Annotated in this window: 14 protein-coding genes and 1 pseudogene; 5 read left to right on the top strand and 10 right to left on the bottom strand. The window is 40.1% G+C overall.

Annotation, left to right across the window (positions count from 1 at the left end; all coding sequences use genetic code 11):
• Positions 1–25: 25 nt before the first annotated feature.
• From V7121_RS06405 to V7121_RS06390, 4 genes are all read right to left on the bottom strand, one after another.
• Positions 26–1930: an alkyl/aryl-sulfatase gene (locus V7121_RS06405; protein WP_335495187.1), complete on the bottom strand. Its 1905-nt coding sequence runs from the start codon at positions 1928–1930 to the stop codon at positions 26–28.
• Positions 1931–2077: 147 nt separating this feature from the next.
• Positions 2078–3286 (bottom strand): iron-containing alcohol dehydrogenase, encoded by a 1209-nt coding sequence (locus V7121_RS06400; protein WP_335495189.1) that lies wholly within the window; start codon positions 3284–3286, stop codon positions 2078–2080.
• A 36-nt stretch (positions 3287–3322) separates the two neighbouring features.
• On the bottom strand, positions 3323–4843 hold the full coding sequence (locus V7121_RS06395) for an aldehyde dehydrogenase family protein (protein WP_335495190.1): 1521 nt from the start codon (positions 4841–4843) through the stop codon (positions 3323–3325).
• Positions 4844–4903: 60 nt separating this feature from the next.
• On the bottom strand, positions 4904–6415 hold the full coding sequence (locus tag V7121_RS06390; protein WP_335495191.1) for a long-chain-fatty-acid--CoA ligase: 1512 nt from the start codon (positions 6413–6415) through the stop codon (positions 4904–4906).
• A 145-nt stretch (positions 6416–6560) separates the two neighbouring features.
• Between V7121_RS06390 and V7121_RS06385 the strand changes: the two genes are divergently transcribed.
• Complete coding sequence (locus V7121_RS06385; protein WP_335546055.1) at positions 6561–7487, top strand: LysR family transcriptional regulator; 927 nt, start codon at positions 6561–6563, stop codon at positions 7485–7487.
• Positions 7488–7639: 152 nt separating this feature from the next.
• Here the strand turns inward: V7121_RS06385 and V7121_RS06380 are convergent.
• A pseudogene (locus V7121_RS06380) lies at positions 7640–8530 on the bottom strand (FGGY-family carbohydrate kinase); the annotation flags it as partial.
• On the opposite strand from V7121_RS06380, the gene V7121_RS06375 reads away from it, so the two are divergent.
• Entirely contained in the window at positions 8482–8775 is a 294-nt protein-coding gene (locus tag V7121_RS06375; RefSeq protein ID WP_335546053.1) for a substrate-binding domain-containing protein, read from the top strand. The pseudogene V7121_RS06380 and the gene V7121_RS06375 sit on opposite strands and share 49 nt — an antisense overlap.
• A gap of 267 nt (positions 8776–9042) precedes the next feature.
• On the opposite strand, the gene V7121_RS06370 is transcribed toward V7121_RS06375, so the two are convergent.
• Complete coding sequence (locus V7121_RS06370; protein WP_335495195.1) at positions 9043–9228, bottom strand: hypothetical protein; 186 nt, start codon at positions 9226–9228, stop codon at positions 9043–9045.
• A gap of 273 nt (positions 9229–9501) precedes the next feature.
• Positions 9502–10911, bottom strand: a complete 1410-nt coding sequence (locus V7121_RS06365) for a PLP-dependent aminotransferase family protein (RefSeq protein WP_335495196.1) — start codon at positions 10909–10911, stop codon at positions 9502–9504.
• Between the two features lie 113 nt (positions 10912–11024).
• Between V7121_RS06365 and gabT the strand changes: the two genes are divergently transcribed.
• A complete protein-coding gene (gabT, locus tag V7121_RS06360) occupies positions 11025–12326 on the top strand; it encodes a 4-aminobutyrate--2-oxoglutarate transaminase (protein WP_335546051.1) in 1302 nt (433 codons plus the stop codon).
• 76 nt (positions 12327–12402) lie between these two features.
• A complete protein-coding gene (locus V7121_RS06355; RefSeq protein ID WP_335546049.1) occupies positions 12403–13794 on the top strand; it encodes an NAD-dependent succinate-semialdehyde dehydrogenase in 1392 nt (463 codons plus the stop codon).
• Between the two features lie 138 nt (positions 13795–13932).
• On the opposite strand, the gene gucD is transcribed toward V7121_RS06355, so the two are convergent.
• Complete coding sequence (gene gucD / locus V7121_RS06350) at positions 13933–15384, bottom strand: alpha-ketoglutaric semialdehyde dehydrogenase GucD (protein WP_335546047.1); 1452 nt, start codon at positions 15382–15384, stop codon at positions 13933–13935.
• Between the two features lie 129 nt (positions 15385–15513).
• Here gucD and V7121_RS06345 point away from each other — a divergent pair, with 129 nt between their 5' ends.
• The gene (locus V7121_RS06345) at positions 15514–15822 is read left to right on the top strand and encodes a DUF3870 domain-containing protein (RefSeq protein WP_335495202.1); all 309 of its coding nucleotides are present in this window, start codon (positions 15514–15516) and stop codon (positions 15820–15822) included.
• 44 nt (positions 15823–15866) lie between these two features.
• On the opposite strand, the gene V7121_RS06340 is transcribed toward V7121_RS06345, so the two are convergent.
• On the bottom strand, positions 15867–17078 hold the full coding sequence (locus V7121_RS06340; RefSeq protein WP_335495203.1) for an acyl-CoA dehydrogenase family protein: 1212 nt from the start codon (positions 17076–17078) through the stop codon (positions 15867–15869).
• 20 nt (positions 17079–17098) lie between these two features.
• Complete coding sequence (locus V7121_RS06335; RefSeq protein ID WP_335546045.1) at positions 17099–18286, bottom strand: CaiB/BaiF CoA transferase family protein; 1188 nt, start codon at positions 18284–18286, stop codon at positions 17099–17101.
• Positions 18287–18391: the final 105 nt, after the last annotated feature.

Below are 18391 nucleotides of genomic sequence, written 5' to 3'. Positions count from 1 at the left end.
TTGAATTATTTCTATTGTTTGTTAATTAAGGTGTTACGATATTTGGAAAGGGGTTGAACTCATCCATAAGTGCTAAAAATTCATCCAATCTTGTTTGGTCACCGGAAACAATTAATTTACCTGCTGCAACTGCTTGTTCAGGTGAATGAAGGCCAAGACCAATTCCAAATAGTGTTAGTCGATCAAGAGTTAAAGTAACATCTGCGTTGGCTTCTACCTTACCCGCTTTATAAGTCAAAACAGAATTTTCTAAATAAATTGCATAATTTTGATTAGAATCTGATAGGTTTACATTCAACGTTATTTCTTCACCATCAGCTTTTGGCCCGTTTAGTTTAATCGCGATCAACTTTAAGAAATCCTCTACTGGCATATAGTTAATAATTCCGGAAACATCTAACGGGGTATTCGCTTGATTCAGACCATTTCTTAGTTCGGCAGCACCAACAAGATAAATATTACGCCAATTGGCTGATTCGGCTTGGTAACCCAATTGTTCGTATGCATCTGCTAATAAACTCTTGGCTTCCGTATTTTCCGGGTCGGCCATTACAACATTTTTTAATACTTGAGCTACCCAGCGATATTCCCCATTATCAAAGTCGGCTTTTGCTTTTTCCAAAATAATGGTTGCACCGCCCATGTATTCTACATACTTATGACCGGTTTCCACTTGTGGTAATGGATCTAAATCTGAAGGATGTGCACTATAATAGCCTAAATAATAATTGTATATCCCCTTTGAATTATGCTTTAACGTACCGTAATACCCGCGATTCCCCCAATACGTATCTAATGATTTGGGAAGTTTGATCGTTTCAGCTATTTCCTCCATCGTATATCCATGGTTGGCTAAACGTACGGTCTGGTCATGCATATATTTATACAGATCACGCTGCAATTTTAAATGTCCTAAAGCACGATCTTTTCCCCAAACAGGCCACGCATGAATCATAAGCAAGGCATCAATTTCTTCAGTTTCAAATAAATCAATGGTTTTATTGAGTGAATTAGCCCAATGCAGGGCATCCCGTGTTTTTGCCCCTCTAACCGTATAAATTTGATGCATCAATTGATTGGCGTTCTCTGAGACAAACAACGCTTTGTAATCCCTTATATAAAAATGCATTTCAGCAGGTGCTTCCGTGTTCGGGGTTAACAAGAATTGAAAGGTTACCCCATCGATTTCCAGCGTTTCGATTTCATCTTCTATTTCAACCGTAGGGAGCGCAAAACTCATCGTACCGGAACTCATCGTATTCCCTATACCGATTGAAACCGAGCCTTCCCTGCCATCTGGAATATTTTTACCAAACTGATACTCAGCCCTGCGCGCCATAATGGTACCTAAAAGTACATTTTCACTTAAGGCTTCTTTTGTAAAATGTTGCGGAACAATAATAGGAATAGCTGGATTTTCTGCATATTTTAAAACGGCTTGAATGCCGCCAAAGTGGTCCGCATGACTTTGACTAATAATGATGGCTGATACCTTTCTTCTTGGACGATGTTTATAATATAATTCCATTGCAGCTTCAGCCGTTTCCGTACTTCCTAATGCATCACAGACAATGACTCCTTGTTTCCCTTCAAAAAAGAACGTGGTGGCGATGGATTGCCCACGCACTTGATAAACTCCTTCTACCACTTCAAACAAACCGGATATTGCCTGTAATTGGGCATTTCTCCATAGGCTTGGGTTCACTGTTTCTGGAGCAGCGTCGGTAAGATAATCTAACTTATCGATGTCCCAAACGACTTCCCCAGAATGATCTTTTAGGAACTTAGATTCCAAGGGTGCAATAAAACCGCGTTTCGCGTCCTCGAAATCCTGTAGATCATTGAAATTTAATGAATCATATACTGCTAAATTTGCCTTTTTTGTAAATGAAGTGGCAGACTTCGATGGATTTAATACTTTGCTTTTCATACAAACCTCCAAGGATAGTTGTTTTTTAACTGCTACAAAAAAAAGGAAAACACTTTTGACTTCCCGGCACTAATGTCAGTCTTTTGACCATACATCAACAGGAGGCTTTCAAGTGTTTTCCGTTTGACAAGATTGCCAATGGCCGTGTTAAGCCTCTATTGCTTTAAGCTCGAACACTTCATTTATCACTTTGATGATAATAGGGGCTGGGATCTTAAAGAAAACTCCTGCAGGGTCATGATGTACAGCCGGCACCAAAAGGTGAAGCTTGTCTTCATTACATTCAAATTCAGCAAACGTGTCAGGTAAATTCACCGCTTTGCGGAGATCTCTAATAAATTGAATAACATCCTCTAAACATTGTTCCGGTTGTTCTGATATTTTTGCGATTCCTAATGCTTGAGCAAATCCAGTGACTCGCGGCAAATAGTATTCAGGCAAAGATTCCATAACATTTGGTAAAAGCACAGCATTAGCCATTCCGTGCGGGATATTGAATTTTGCCCCGATTGCGTGTGCCATATTGTGAATTGGAACGGCATTCAGGCATAAACAGAAAGCAGAAATCGCCATCGAACTTGCCATCAGCATATTCGCTCTTGCTGAAAGATCGTCCCCTTTGTGAACCGCAGTCTGTAAATTATCAACAATCATCCGAATCGATTTTAGTGCATAGGCATCTGTCATCGGATTGGCGTTCGGTGAAAAATAGGCTTCCACTGCATGCGTCAAGGCGTCAAATCCTGTAAAGGCAGTGATTTTAGGAGGAAGACCTACTGTTAGATCCGGGTCCAAAATCGCCATATCCGCATTGATAAAAGGATGAAGCAGGTTTGATTTTATCCCGTGCTTTTCATTAAGGATAACGGCTACAGGTGAAACTTCCGCTCCAGTTCCCGCTGTTGTTGCAATGGCTACATGCGGAATCGGAATATATTGCGCCTCCGGCCACCATTCCATCACATTTCCGGTAACCAGGGAATCACGAATATCATCCAGACCTTTATGGAGCAACCACTTGATCCCTTTTACTGTATCCAGGACGCTGCCGCCGCCCAGAGCAATTAAGGAGTCACCATTGCACTCTTTAAAGAAACGTGCACCAAGGTTAATGATTCCGCCTTTTGCATCCTGTTCGATATCATCAAATACTCCGACCAGCTCCGGTGTTCCTGGCATGATTTCAAATAATTCTTTTATTTGAGCTGTAATTCCCGCCTGGGTTAACCCTTTATCCGTGTAGAGTACTGCACGTTTACCGCCAAGTCCTTTAATCATCTCTGGAAGCAACGTTCTTGATCCTGCCCCGCTATTTACAACCGTTCGTACAGAAAATTGAAAAAATGATGTCGACATACAATCACCTGCTCTATTAGATTTGTATAACTAAAATTATCCCAAAAGAATTTGATACCAAGGTCGCATGCGTACTTCAGGCACTAAGGAGCAGTGGACATGCTTGACCTGAGAATATTCGTCCAACGCATGTCGTCCTAATTCCCGGCCAAAACCGCTTTGCTTGTATCCTCCAAATGGTGCATCACTACGGAGCATATGCCAATCATTAATCCATATCGTACCAGCCTTTAATTCACGAGCAATTTGCATGGCTTTGGTTACATCCTTAGACCAAACGCCGCCTGCTAGTCCATATATCGAGTCATTCGCAATTTCAATTGCCTCCTCAACTGTCGAGTAACGGATGACGGAGAGCACAGGACCGAAAATTTCTTCTCTCGCAATCTTCATGTCATTATGAACATCTGCAAAAATGGTAGGTTCAACATAATAGCCATTTTCAAATCCTTCTACGATTCTACGCTTTCCGCCACAAACCAATCGCGCCCCTTCTTGATGACCGGATTCAATATATGAAAGGACGGTTTCCAATTGCTGCTGTGATACAAGCGGACCCATGCCTGTTGCGATATCCAATGGATTACCAATTGTAATCGTGCTTGCAAGGTCAGATAATTGTTCAATGACTTGTTCATAAATGGAATCATGGACGAGAACACGTGTGCCTGATTCACAAACTTGCCCGGAGTGTGATAAGAATCCGAATAAAATCCCTGGAATGGTAATACTCAGGTCGGCGTCCGGCAATACGATCGCTGGTGATTTCCCGCCTAACTCAAGGGTGACGCGTTTTACTGTTCCTGCTGCCATTTGCATAATGCGGCTCCCGACTTCTGTCGATCCGGTAAAAGCGACTTTGTCTACACTTGGATGTGTTACAAGTGCTTCGCCAATGCTTGCTCCTGGGCCAGACACGACATTGAATACACCAGATGGAATTCCTGCTTCAGCAGCCAATTCCGCTAATTTCAAGGTAGACAATGGCGTATTGGAAGCTGGTTTGACCACAATTGAGTTCCCCATAGCCAAGGCAGGAGCCAATTTCCACATTGCCAGAATCATTGGAAAATTCCACGCGGTAATGGCCGCTACAACACCTATCGGTTCCCGCCATACCTGGTTATTGCTTGGTCCAGGGAATGGTAAAGTAGGAAGGGCTTCGACATACGGATACTCTACAGCGAACTTTGCCGTTTGCTGTAAGAGATCTACGATAGATAGGATGTCTAAGTTTGAGATACGTCGAACGGTAGCTCCCGAACTGATCGACTCTAGGTAACCTAATTCATCAGCATGTTCAATAATCTTGTTTCCAAATTGGATAAGTACATTCGCACGTTCTTGTGGAGATTTTTTTGACCATACTCCGGAATCAAAGGCCCGTCGAGCGGATGAAACAGCAGACTCTACATCTTCTTTCCCCGCTTTCGCTACCCGTGCTACGACTTCACCCGTTGCTGGGTTTACTACCTCAAACGTTTCTCCGCTTACCGCTGGTTTCCATTCCCCGTTTATAAAGAGTGGAAATTCCAATGTTTGCACAGCTGCTTTCATAGCTATTCCTCCTTATTTTTTAAAAACTGACCATTTATTTATTAATTTCTTCCTATCAAACTAATTAACTTCCACTTTTTCCATACGCAATGCTCTTCTCAAAATTTTACCTGTGCTGTTCTTAGGTAATTCCTCCATAAATTCCACTTGTTTTGGCAGCTTGTACTTTGCAAGCTTGTCTTCGCAGAAATACAGGATGTCATCCATCGTGATTCCTTCACCATTAGTAACCACAAAAGCCTTCACGATTTCTCCGTATTCTTTATCCGGAATTCCAATCACGGCCGTTTCTAAAATGGCAGGATGTTGATATAAAACCTCTTCCACTTCTCTCGGATAGACATTGTATCCGCCAACGAGGATCATATCTTTTTTACGATCGACGATATAGATGTATCCTTCTTCATCCATTCGGGCCAAATCACCTGTGTAAAACCAACCTTCTTTTAAAGCGGAAGATGTAGCTTCCGGCATTCCAAGATAGCCCATCATCACATTGGGACCTTTTACAATTAATTCGCCTATTTCTCCTCTTGATACTTCCATTCCATTCGGATCTACCACTTTATTCTTCACTTCTGGTATATCTACTCCGACAGAACCTGGTTTACGAATTCCCCGCAATGGATTGAATGCTGTTACAGGCGCCGTTTCAGAAAGGCCATACCCCTCTAAAACGTGGACCTTATACTTCTCTTCGAATCTATTTAATAATTCAACTGGTATCGAAGCACCTCCTGAAAAACAAGCCCGTATTGTTGAAAAGTCTCCTGCCGTCGCTCCCGGCACCTGTAACAAAAAACTAAACATGGTGGGAACTCCGGCAAAAATCGTCGCCTTCTCTCTACGGATTGTGTTTATCACTTCTGTTGGGCTAAATTTCGGTACAATTACAATAGCTGCCCCGCAAGAAATAGGAATGTTGATGCAAGTCGCCATACAAAATACATGGAACATTGGCAGAACCGCAATGATACGATCTTCTTCCGTGAACTCAGCGAGCTGGGACATCGAAGCAATATTGGATGCCATATTTCGATGGGATAGCATGGCGCCTTTTGGCTTACCAGTGGTGCCGGAAGTATAAAGAATGACCGCCAAATCATCCTCATTTATAGAAGTGCTTTCAAAAGTATCTTCTGTTTCTTGAATTAGTTGCTCCCATGTCCATTCTGAATCGATTGAATCTGTGTAGAAAATCAGCTTCAAATGTTCTAGTTTTTCTCGTAAAGTAGATATGGTAGGTTCTAAAGAAGAATGAGCAATAACAGCTTTAGCTTGACTATTTGATAAAATATAGGAAATTTCTCCGGAAGTGTAGGCAGGATTTATCGGAACAACCACTGCACCTGCCCTAAGGATCCCATAATAAGCAATAACAAATTCAGGACAATTTCCAAGCAGTAAAGCGACTCTATCCCCCTTTCTGATGCCTTTAGCAGATAACCCTGATGCAGCACAATCTACTAATTTATTAAGTTCTTCATACGTTTTACTTTGACTCAGAAATGTATAGGCAGTGCGATTGGGAAATCTTGTTGCAGTGTTCTTTAAATTCTCGTTTAAATTCATCCTTTTCCTTTCCTCCTCCTTTTTAATTATTTTTTTAGAAGATTATTAATTGCTTGAATTTATTATATATATAATTTACACTTAATTAAATCAACCATTAATGAAGTCTATAGAAGCTAGACTTCTATATTAAAAGGAGAAAACTATGCATATCGAGCAACTAGAATACATTGTAAAAGTTGCGGAAACAGGATCTATTTCTATTGCAGCAGAGAGCCTGCATGTTTCTCAATCGGGAATCAGTCAATCGATTACTAGATTAGAAGAGGAGTTGGGCGTTAAAATATTTAAACGCCACCGACGACTTGGTGCCGTTCTAACTAACGAAGGCAAAAATTTAATTAAAAAGGCATACGAGGTATTAGTAAGACTTCAAGAATTTAAAGAGGAAGCCCAATCTTTCAACACGGTGATTTCAGGAAATTTAAAGTTATCATCTATCCCCGGCTTTATGCTGTTTCTGTTAGAACCGTTAGCTTCTTTTAAAAATGCATATCCAAATGTAAATATAGAAGTCTCAGAAAAAAGCACTCAGCATATTATTGAGCATGTTGAAAAAAATCAGATTGACATAGGCTTAATCACGATTTATGAGGATTTATTAAAAACGAGAGAAGATTTAGTATTTGAAGTAATACTTGAAGGAAAGATGAAGGTGTACGTCAGCAAATCGTCTCCTTTAGCGTTAAGTAAGTCGATAACTCCCCAACAATTAATGAATCAAAACGTTATTTTATATAATGGTGATTATGTCAAACGCTTTGCAAATGATTTAATGAGTGAATTTGGGCCAATGAATATCTTGTTTACCTCTGATAATACAGAAGTAATAAAGAAAGCGATTTTGGAGGGATTAGGTATTAGCTTCGGGCCGGACTTCTCTAACAAAAATGATCCTTATGTACTAAGCGGCGATATCGTTTCTATCGAATTAATAAAATACGAACAAGAAAAGATAGGAGTGGGCTGGGTACGCTCCGAGAATAATCATTTTTCTATTAACACCAAGAAATTTTTGGAGCAATTTAAATTCCACTCCCGAATCCTGACACATTCATCTCAAAATAATTAGTTAAAAATGAATTGAACCATTAAATTAAATCAAGAAAAGCACCATCTTTTCTTTTTCAAAGGTGGTGCTCCGGTAAAATCATTTGTAAAAATACGTAAAATTGGTTTACTCCAGGAGAATTCCTTCCCCTGCTGTACAAGATTCGTAGGTATTTATTTTAAATAGTCTATTGCTGCTCTTTGTATTGCAAGCCCCTTAATATAACGTTCAATAAATTGCTCAAAACCCTCTTCATCCTTAGGATTAGGTAAAATGGTAATACCTAGTTTATCCTTAAATACTTTTTGGCTTAAATACTCTTCTAGTGTTTCATTATCGGCTTTGTTAATCATAAAGGATGCAAGTAGGGCGATCCCCCATGCTCCGCCATCTCCTACCGTTTCCATTACAGAAACAGGAACATTAAGAGCAGCAGCCATAATACTCTGCCCCACACCTTTGGTTTTAAACAAGCCACCGTGACCTAGAATTTCATCCAAATTCACTTTTTCTTGTTTTAGAAGAATATCCATACCCATTTTCAGAGCACCCAAAGCAGTAAATAAATGTACACGCATGAAATTAGCCAGGCTGAAATGGCTATCTGCTGAACGAACAAATAAGGGACGGCCTTCATCAAAGTTTGTAATATGTTCGCCGGAAAGATAGCCATAAGCGAGCAAGCTCCCGCAATCCGAATCTCCTCTTAAAGCCAAGTTATATAAAGTTCCATACAACTTATCCCTGTCAACTTCCATACCCATTGCTCTAGAAAATTCGTCAAACAACTCAATCCATGCATTCAGATCAGAAGAACAGTTGTTGGAATGAGCCATAGCTACCAAGTTACCAGTAGGTGTGGTGACAAGGTCAATCTCGGAATATACTTTGGACAATTCCCTTTCTAGGACAACCATAGCAAATACAGAGGTTCCGGCAGAAACATTACCCGTTCGTTTCGCTACGCTATTTGTTGCAACCATGCCAGTACCTGCAACACCTTCTGGCGGACAAAGTGGAATACCTGCCTGCAGCTCCCCGGTCACATCTAAAAGCTTCGCACCGACGACTTGGACTAAGTGTATCTGAGGATGTTTCCATCGTGGGCTTTGATGATTTTTCTTTGGCAGTGGCAACAGAAGTCAAACTAACTTCTGTAAACCATCCAAAGATGGAAATGGGGATCGAAGCAGCTAAATGGATTGTTTCTGCTGTTGAAAATAAAAATAATCGTCGTCCATCGATTGTATATGAGCCTGAACTTGTCGTTAGAAATTCTACGGCTCCATTTGTGAAGGTACAAAGTTAGTATGTTTTCAAATGAGAAATGGACCATCAGACTTGTCTAAAGTCTATGGTCCATTTATTTAAAACATTTTGAGTAGTGAAAGGAGATCTGGCACCTTTCTGTAATTTCAATAGACTAATTACGTCTTCGGTCTGAGAAGATTCAATCCTTTTTACCGTTCGTTTCAAACAGATTATCTATTGAAAATAATAATAATTAATTAACCATCATATGTTAATTATTATAAAGAGTGATATGGAATCTATTTTAGATATCGATAGCAAATCTCTAAGTAATTCGAATTTTACCCACTCTTCTATTTCGATTTCGATCATTATCCGGTGTTCTTTGTGATTTCGTAGTTACTTGAAATGATATAAGACCAGCCTTAAACAAGGTATATCCGATAAATGTAGCAAAGATCGTACTTCCGATTAGATACAAGATGAATCTTCTGCCAACATTACGTAACATATTTTCACCTCTTTAACATCTCATTACTGATAAGTATGATGAAATTATCATTTTTATGTCGTCTTTAGTAAGCAGAGGACTACTGAACATACAAGACCGCCAAAAGGTTCAGCACCAACTTGCATTAACATAACCATATGCTAGATCTTAATGCCCAAACTTATTAAATAAATAGGTTTCTTTAGACCTATTTAATTGATTCTTTAAATATTCTTCTATTAACTCTATAAATAAGTTTATAGAAATTAAGAAAAATCTTTACATAGTATTATCCTAATGAAAGATATCATACAATCTCTCCACCGCTCCAGCTACATTTTCTTCTCTAAGATTAGCAAATCCCAAAACTAAACTAATCCTGTTTTCGTAATCAACGTTCTTTTCTAACATAAACCGCCGCATCGAATAAATTTCAAGCTTTAACCGTAAGGCGGTCTCTTCTATTTCCTGATATCCCTTCTCCGTATGAAAATGGGCGAGGAAATGAAGGCCAGCCGAAACATCTTCAATATCGACCTCCTCCCGAAAACGCTGTTGAAGCTCCGCGATTAACAATTTTCTTCGAGTATCATACTGATGGTTCATCCGTTTTACGTGTCTTGCATATTCACCGCTTTCAATGAAAAACTGCAACGTAAATAACATAAGAGAGTTACTGTATTGGATGAAGCTAGAAAAATGCTCCCTGTAATCCCTTATGAGCTTATGTGGCAAAACCATATAACTAATCCGCAATCCTGGCAGTACTGTTTTTGAAAAAGTCCCCATGTAGATGACTCTTTGATTTCGGTCTAAACTTTGCAATGACGGAATATTATCTGTTCCATATTTAAATTCGCTGTCATAGTCATCTTCAACAATGTATCTGTTTTCGCATTGAGCTGCCCAGTTTAACAGTTCGATTCGTCGGGAGATTGGCATAATAATACCTGTTGGAAATTGATGGGACGGGGTGACAAACACCACATTTGCCTTTACTGACTCAATCTCGGTCATATTAATACCTTGATCATCTAATGAAACTGGGTGAACAGTTACATTCATCTTTTTCAGGAGCTGGTAAAAGCGGGCATACCCTGGGTTTTCGATTGCAACAACTATTCCTTTGCTGTTCATTTCCATCAATTGACCTACCAATAACTGTGTTCCTGCCCCAATGATGATTTGCTCCGGCTCGCAATTGACTCCTCGAGTCAAAGCAATCATGCGGCAAATCGTCTCTCTAACAACATAAGGACCTTGAGAATAAGACATTTCCGAGAGCTCTCTTTTATACGTTTTAATGGCTTTCTCCTGACACTTCAGCCATTCCTTAAAAGGAAATAAAGAAGTATCCGATGCCATATGGGATAGTGAAAGCCACCCATCTCTGTCGACAGGTACCTCCTTTAGTTCACTTGGCAGCTTTTGTTTCCAATGTTTCTCTTGTTCAATAAACTCAGTAATATTTTCAACAAAGTATCCGCTTCGTTCAATCGTATAAATATACCCCTCAGCAAGCAGCTGTTCATAGCCAGAACTGACGGAATTAATACTGACATTTAATTGTTCGGCTAATGACCTTTTGGAAGGAAGCTTTTCATTCGCTTTTAGCTTTCCTGTTAAAATGTTTTCTTTGATCCCTTCGTATATTTGTTGGTAAATATAATTAGAATCTCTCTGTTTATCGATTAGTATGAACATTCTATTTCTCCCAATCTGGTACCTAATTTTTTTCGATTTTGGTACTTTTTATTATACCAGATTCATGCAATACTTTTCCTATAATTCAGAAAATTAATGAAGGGGCGATCAGAATGCTAGTTTCTTATTCACAAAGTGCAGAATTACAGGAGAAGAGAAAAAAATATGTCCCGAAGGGTGTAAGTAACGGCAATTTAAACCTTGCCCAGCATGCCTCTGGGGCAACCGTAATAGATATTGATAACAATGAATGGATTGACTTTGCAGGTGCAATTGGTACGTTAAATGTTGGCCACAGTCATCCGAAAGTAACCGAAGCAGTCAAGAACCAAGTAGATAAGTTTTTACACCCTGGATTCAACGTTATCATGTATGAAAGTTATCTTAATCTTGCTGAAAGGTTATGCCAAATCACTCCTGGGGACTTTGACAAACAAGCGATCTTCTTTAACTCGGGTGCAGAAGCAGTGGAAAATGCGATTAAAATTTCCCGCCGCTACACAAAAAGACCCGCAGTTGTTTCGTTTGTTCGTGGCTACCATGGACGAACCAACTTAACAATGGGAATGACAAGCAAGGTAAAGCCTTATAAATTTGGGTTTGGTCCCTTTGCTCCAGAAATCTACCAAGCACCATTTCCGTACATGTACCATAAACCAGCCGGGATGACAGAAGATGAATATGTGGATCAGGTCATTTCAGACTTTGAAGATTTCTTTATCTCAACAGTTGCTCCAGAAATGGTTGCTTGTGTAGTCATGGAGCCTGTTCAAGGCGAAGGTGGTTTTATTATTCCACCGAAAAAGTTTATCCAAGCTGTGAGCCGATTCTGTAAGGACAATGGAATTGTGTTTGTAGCCGATGAAATTCAAACTGGATTTGGTCGGACTGGCAAATTATTTGCCATCGAACATTTTGATATCATTCCTGATTTAATCACGGTTTCAAAATCGTTGGCGGCTGGTTTACCGTTAAGTGGGGTTGTCGGAAAAACAGAAATCTTAAATGTTGCGGATTCCGGTGAGCTTGGCGGGACTTATTCAGGGAGTCCTGTCGCCTGTGCTGCAGCTTTAGCCGTAATTGATGTTGTGGAAGAAGAAAATTTAGTGGAGAAAGCAGAAATCCTTGGGCAAAAAATTGAAGCGAAATTACAAGACCTCAGCACAAAACATGACTTTGTAGGAGATATTCGCCGTTTGGGTGCGATGGTTGCTTGCGAGATAGTGGAAGACCGCTCCAGCAAAAAACCAAACAAGACGAAAACATTACAGATTGTCAAATATGCAAACGAAAATGGATTATTACTCCTTTCTGCCGGCATAAAGAGCAATGTCATTCGTTTCTTAGCCCCATTAGTGATTACAGATGAAGAATTAGCAAAAGGATTAGCGATTTTAGAGAAGGCTTTTGAATAAGAATTAGATACACCCGGTCCGATCCGATATTGGAAGGATCGGGCTATCCTCATAAAAACATTGGGTGGTGTATATAATGGCAGCTCTATTACAAGTGAAGAATCCGGCAACAGGTCAAGTTATTAAAGAAATCCGGATTAATACAGAAGAAGAAATCAAGCTAGCACTAAAAGCCGGGCATGACAACTTTAAAAAATGGGCAAAGGTTAATGCCCATGAGCGTTCCCGATTATTAAGAAATTGGTCACAAATTATTCAAGAGCATAAAGCAGAAATCGCTGAAATCATGACATTGGAAAATGGCAAGCCGTTGAATGAATCCCTCGGTGAAGTAGATTATGCCACAAGCTACATTGACTGGTATGCTGAAGAAGCAAAACGCATCTACGGGAGAACGGTCCCTGCAGCTTCTGACACCAAAAGAATCACTGTTACCAAACAGCCGATTGGTTTAGTGGCGGCGATTACGCCGTGGAATTTCCCGGCGGCGATGATGACAAGAAAAGCAGCACCTGCTTTGGCTGCAGGCTGCCCCTTTATTGTAAAACCAGCAGTCGAAACACCTTTAACATCGATCAGATTAATTGAACTTGCCCACGAGGCAGGAATTCCTACCGATGTCATCCAATATGTAAATGGTTCTGGCTCGGTGGTAGGTGATCTTTTTACAAGCAGTGAATACGTCCGCAAAATTACCTTTACTGGGTCCACTCCTGTTGGAAAGCAAATAATTAAAAACAGCGCTAATACGGTGAAACATGTGACGATGGAATTAGGCGGGCACGCTCCACTTATCGTTGCCGAAGATGCGGACCTGGATTTTGCTGTCCAGCAAACGCTCCTCACCAAGTTTCGGAATGCCGGACAAACTTGTGTGTGTGCAAACCGGATCATTGTCCATGAAACGATAGTTGAGGCTTTCTCTGCTAAATTAGCAGAAGCAGCGAAAAAATTAAAAGTTGGTAATGGGCTTGATATTGATACACAAGTAGGCCCTATTATTAATGAAAAGGGCTTCAACAAAATCGTAGACCAAATTAATGATGCGATTGAAAAAGGGGCAATAGTCCTGGCAGGAAATCAATTCAACACCGATAAGGAACAAGGTTACTTCTTCGTCTCCCCTACTGTTTTATCAAATGTTACACTTGATATGAACATTATGCAGGAAGAAACATTTGGTCCAGTCGCTCCAATTATTACCTTTAAACATTTAGAGGAAGCAGTAGAGATCGCCAATAGTACTCCATATGGTTTAGCTGCCTACTTCTTCACCAATAACTATAAAACCGGAACATATTTGAGTGAGAATCTAGACTTCGGAATTGTCGGCTGGAATGACGGGGCACCATCCGGAGCTCACATTCCATTCGGTGGCATGAAGGAAAGTGGAATTGGCCGCGAAGGAGGGCTCGAAGGGATTGAACCCTACTTGGAAACTAAATATTTATCTATAGGTAATCTTTAGAGTCTCTCAACAAAAAGATAGAATACATTTTTTAAGAATTTTTTTAACATAAAATACAAATAAGGCTCCTACAATGTGTTCATATACACACCGTAGGAGCCTTGTATTTCTATATTTTAATTATTCTCGTCTTATCATTCAAGGAGTAATCGTGATTGTTTTTATCGTTGTAAAAAATTCCTTTGCCGCCTGCCCTTGTTCCCTTGAATGTGAGCTGGATGCCTTCATTCCGCCAAATGGCGCCTGTGGTTCCGCACCGCCTGTTTCACCATTGATTTGAACAAGGCCTGCTTCAATTTGATCCGCAAAGATGAACGCTTTAGCTAAATCTTTCGTGAACAGTGATGCACTAAGCCCATACATATTATCATTTGCTAGCTCGATGGCTTCATCCAAGCTTTCCACTTTTATTAAACATAAAACAGGTCCAAAGATTTCCTCTTTTGCAATAACCATGTTATTAGTTACATTCCCAAAAACAGTAGGTTCTATGAAAAAGCCATTTTTACATTCACTTCCCATAGGAATCCTGCCCCCTGCCAAAAGGGTAGCTCCTTCTGTTAATCCTTTATCAATATAGTCAACTACTGAGTCAAGTTGATTTTTAGATGCTAATGGACCCATGTCTATTCCGTTAAACAGACCAGGTCCTACCTTCAATGATTGAACTTTTTCTATTACTCTTTCTTTAAATCGATCATAAACAGATCTTTGAACAAATGCTTTACTGGTAGCTGTACATCTTTGCCCTGTTTGTTTCATAGCTCCTAACACTGTAAGATTCGCAGCTAGATCCAAATCAGCATCTTCTAGAACAATGACAGGGTTTTTCCCTCCCATTTCCAGCTGGTATTTTGCTCCGCGGGCTGCCATACCGATCGCAATCTGTTTACCAACTTCATTCGAACCAGTAAAAGAAATGGCGTGAATATCGTTATGCTCTACCATTCCTTGGCCAATAACGGATCCTTTTCCGTTTATAAAGTTTATGACCCCTCCCGGTATGCCTGCCTGATTGAAGACTTCAACCAATTTCGCAGCAGTTATTCCTGTTTCTGATGCTGACTTAAATACTACCGTATTTCCATAAATAAGAGCTGGGGCTATTTTCCATAGTGGAATCGCAACAGGAAAATTCCAAGGCGTAATGATCCCAACAACCCCAATCGGTACCCTCTTTGTATAGAGGAAATTATTACTTTGAGCAGATGGCAATACTTCACCGGTTTGCCGCATTCCTTCCTGCGCAAAGTACCTTAAAATGGCAACTCCCCTTTTCACTTCCCCTTTCATTTCGTGTAAAACTTTCCCCATTTCTCTAGTAGCAATTTCCGCAATTTCATCCACATTGTTTTCCAATATATCAGCAGCTTTATGTAGAAAGTTTCCTCTGTCAACTGCTGATAATTTCCTCCAGCTTACTCCCGCTCTCTTTGCCGCTTGAACTGCATCGTCTAAATCCTCGATAGTTGAATCAGCAATGGTTCCAACTACTTCATTTAAATCACTAGGGTTAATACTCCTTATGAAACTACCATTTTGTGCAGAAACCCATTCTCCATTAATAAAGTTCAAAGTTGTTAATGTCATTTTTCGGTTTCTCCCTTCCATTAATGACTCTATCAAAAGCTTTAATTAATTGATTATTTTCATTTAAGTCTACCTATTTTACTTTTTTTATATTATTCTAAAAATAAATGCTATTTAGGAGGTGGATGAGTGAATACAATTTTTATCGCCGGACATGCCAAACTGCCAACAGGGATGGCTGCCAAAAATGTTTACGAAACGTTAACCATTACTGCAGAAATCGATAAACATTATGGTGTAATTGTTGATGCCTCTTGTACCTTGGCTACTGAACATGGCAGGGATTTTATCAACAGGCTTCTAAAAGGTCATAGCTTACGGAATGGAATTGAACTTCCTCTCGATCAGTTAAAAACAGGCTATTTAGGAAAGGCAAATAATGCCCTGATTGCTGCCTTAAAAGACTTATATAAACAATATGAATTACTTACTAAATGAATCATCGTTTCGAAGTAAGGGCTCCAATCAAGGAGCCCTACTTTTTAACTGTTATTTACGGTTTCTTTTTCAAATGGCCATGCTGGCATCATGTTGTTTAAGACTTTATCTTCACGGTAACCAAGTACATATTCTGCCTGCATAATCGTATGAATTTCCCTCGTTCCTTCGTAAATAACAGGTGCTTTTGAGTTTCTTAGGAATCGCTCAACAGGGTATTCACTTGAATAACCGTATGCCCCATGAATTTGTACGGCATCATCAGCTGCCTTATTCGCAAAATCACATGACTGCCATTTTGCAAGAGAGGTTTCCCTTGTATTCCGCTTCCCTTGATTTTTAAGTTCACCCGCACGATATACCAATAAACGGCTCATTTGTAATCCCGCCTCCATATTGGCAATCATTTGCTGAACCAGCTGGTGTTTTCCAATTTCTTTACCAAATGTTTTTCGTTCATGACAATACTTTACACTTTCCTCTAAGCTCGCCATTATCAGACCAACAGCTCCTGCGGCAACCGTAAAACGGCCATTATCAAGTGCGGCCATGGCAATTTTGAATCCTTCCCCCTCTTTGCCAAGTAAATTTTCCTTTGGAACTCTTACCTGGTCAAAGAACAATTCACCAGTATTGCCAGATCGGATTCCTAATTTCCCTTTTATTGCTTTAGAAGAAAAGCCAAGCATGGTGCGCTCCACGATAAATGCGGAAATCCCATGATGTTTTTTGTCTTTATCTGTATAGGCAAATACGATAAAATGATCGGCAATGTCACATAAGGATATCCATGTTTTCGAGCCATTTAGAATGTAATCATCACCGTCCCTAATGGCCGTTGTCGAGAGGGATGCCACGTCTGAACCAGCCCCTGGTTCTGTTAATCCAAAGGCAGCTATTTTTTCGCCTTTGGCCTGTGGAACGAGATATTTTTGCTTTTGTTCCTCAGTTCCCCATTGTAATAGTGTTAGGCTATTTAACCCGATATGAACGGATACGGCCGTACGAAAGGCTGTGTCGCCTCTTTCCAGTTCTTCACAAACAATGGCAAGGGAATTATAATCCATACCGCTTCCGCCATATTGTTCAGGGATACAAACCCCCATCAGATCTAATTCACTTAAACGCTTCCAAATAATAGGATCAAAATGTCCTTGTTCATCCCATTTCTTCATATTTGGGATAATTTCCTTATCGACAAAACTTCTCACCATTTTTCTTAACATCTTTTGCTCTTCTGTGAAATCAAAATTCATAGCTAATACCTCCTGGTTTTTTAAATGATTTTATTTTCTTTTAATTGTGCAATCTCCTCTAAAGAGAACCCAGCTTGTTGAAGAACCTCACTGTTATGTTCCCCCGCCATCGGAGGGTGTCGTTCCATTTTCACCTTTGTTCTTGATAGTTTAATAGGTGAACCGACTAGTTTTACTAACCCTGCTTCCGGGTGATCAACTTGAACGACCATTTCACGAGCGGTAACCTGTGGATTTTCGAACACTTGATCCATGGAATGAATCGGACCACATGGGATGTTTTTTTCCGAAAATAGCTCCATCCACTCATCAGCAGATTTCACTTGCAACAGATTTTCCAAAACTCTTGTCAGTTCTTCTTTATTTTTAACTCTAGCCTCATTGGTACGAAATTTTTCATCCTCTGCTAGTTCCCTATATCCCAGCACATCACATAATGTCGCAAACTGCCGGTTATTCCCTACAGCGATAATGAGCTCACCGTCAAGTGCTTTAAATGTTGAATAAGGAACGATATTAGGGTGATCATTTCCAATTCTCCGTGGAACATTTCCTGAAATGAGATAATTGCTGGCTACATTCGCAAGCGAGCTAACGGCTGTATCCATCAGTGACATGTCTATTTTTTGACCTTGACCGGACTTTTCCCTTTCATACAACGCTGCTTCAATTGAAATGGCAGAATACAGACCTGTCAAAAGATCAACCATTGCCACACCTATTTTTATAGGCCCAGTCTCTTCACTCCCGGTGATGCTCATAAGCCCGCTCATACCTTGGATAATATAGTCATAACCGGGTAAATGCCGGAAGGGTCCCGTTTCCCCAAATCCAGTGATGGAACAATATACGAGCTGCGGGTTGATTTTTTTCAAAGAGTCATAGTCTAGCAGCCATTTTTCCATCGATCCCGTTTTAAAATTGTGAATGAGAACATCCGCCTCTTTAGCCAATGTCCGAATAATTTCCCTTCCTTCTTCTGTTTTCAGGTTGACAGTAATGCTACGCTTATTACGATTAGCGCATAAATAATAGGCACTAACACCATTTTGAAACGGAGGGCCCCAGCTTCTCGTCTCATCGCTGCCTCCAGGGCCTTCTACTTTAATAACATCTGCGCCGAGGTCTGCTAAAATCATCGTACAATGAGGACCAGCCAGCACCCTTGTTAAATCTAATACTTTTACACCTTCTAACGCTCCTCCCATACTGCCTCCTCCACTTAGTAAAAATTTCATTACAAAAAGATAAAAAGCCAGCCCAAATACACAAAATTGTGTTTTGGACTGGCTTACGCTCCATTTAAACCAACC

The sequence above is a fragment of the Neobacillus drentensis genome (genome assembly GCF_036962125.1).
GTDB lineage: Bacteria > Bacillota > Bacilli > Bacillales > Cytobacillaceae > Neobacillus > Neobacillus drentensis_B.
Note: the sequence above shows the minus strand (reverse complement) of the source record. Positions and strands in the feature narration are given on the sequence as shown.

Bases quoted from the DNA above. Each gene is read 5' to 3' on its own strand.
- V7121_RS06405 (WP_335495187.1), bottom strand. From the start codon at position 1,930: ATGAAAAGCAAAGTATTAAATCCATCGAAGTCTGCCACTTCATTTACA.
- V7121_RS06400 (WP_335495189.1), bottom strand. From the start codon at position 3,286: ATGTCGACATCATTTTTTCAATTTTCTGTACGAACGGTTGTAAATAGC.
- V7121_RS06395 (WP_335495190.1), bottom strand. From the start codon at position 4,843: ATGAAAGCAGCTGTGCAAACATTGGAATTTCCACTCTTTATAAACGGG.
- V7121_RS06390 (WP_335495191.1), bottom strand. From the start codon at position 6,415: ATGAATTTAAACGAGAATTTAAAGAACACTGCAACAAGATTTCCCAAT.
- V7121_RS06385 (WP_335546055.1), top strand. From the start codon at position 6,561: ATGCATATCGAGCAACTAGAATACATTGTAAAAGTTGCGGAAACAGGA.
- V7121_RS06370 (WP_335495195.1), bottom strand. From the start codon at position 9,228: ATGTTACGTAATGTTGGCAGAAGATTCATCTTGTATCTAATCGGAAGT.
- V7121_RS06365 (WP_335495196.1), bottom strand. From the start codon at position 10,911: ATGTTCATACTAATCGATAAACAGAGAGATTCTAATTATATTTACCAA.
- gabT (WP_335546051.1), top strand. From the start codon at position 11,025: ATGCTAGTTTCTTATTCACAAAGTGCAGAATTACAGGAGAAGAGAAAA.
- V7121_RS06355 (WP_335546049.1), top strand. From the start codon at position 12,403: ATGGCAGCTCTATTACAAGTGAAGAATCCGGCAACAGGTCAAGTTATT.
- gucD (WP_335546047.1), bottom strand. From the start codon at position 15,384: ATGACATTAACAACTTTGAACTTTATTAATGGAGAATGGGTTTCTGCA.
- V7121_RS06340 (WP_335495203.1), bottom strand. From the start codon at position 17,078: ATGAATTTTGATTTCACAGAAGAGCAAAAGATGTTAAGAAAAATGGTG.
- V7121_RS06335 (WP_335546045.1), bottom strand. From the start codon at position 18,286: ATGGGAGGAGCGTTAGAAGGTGTAAAAGTATTAGATTTAACAAGGGTG.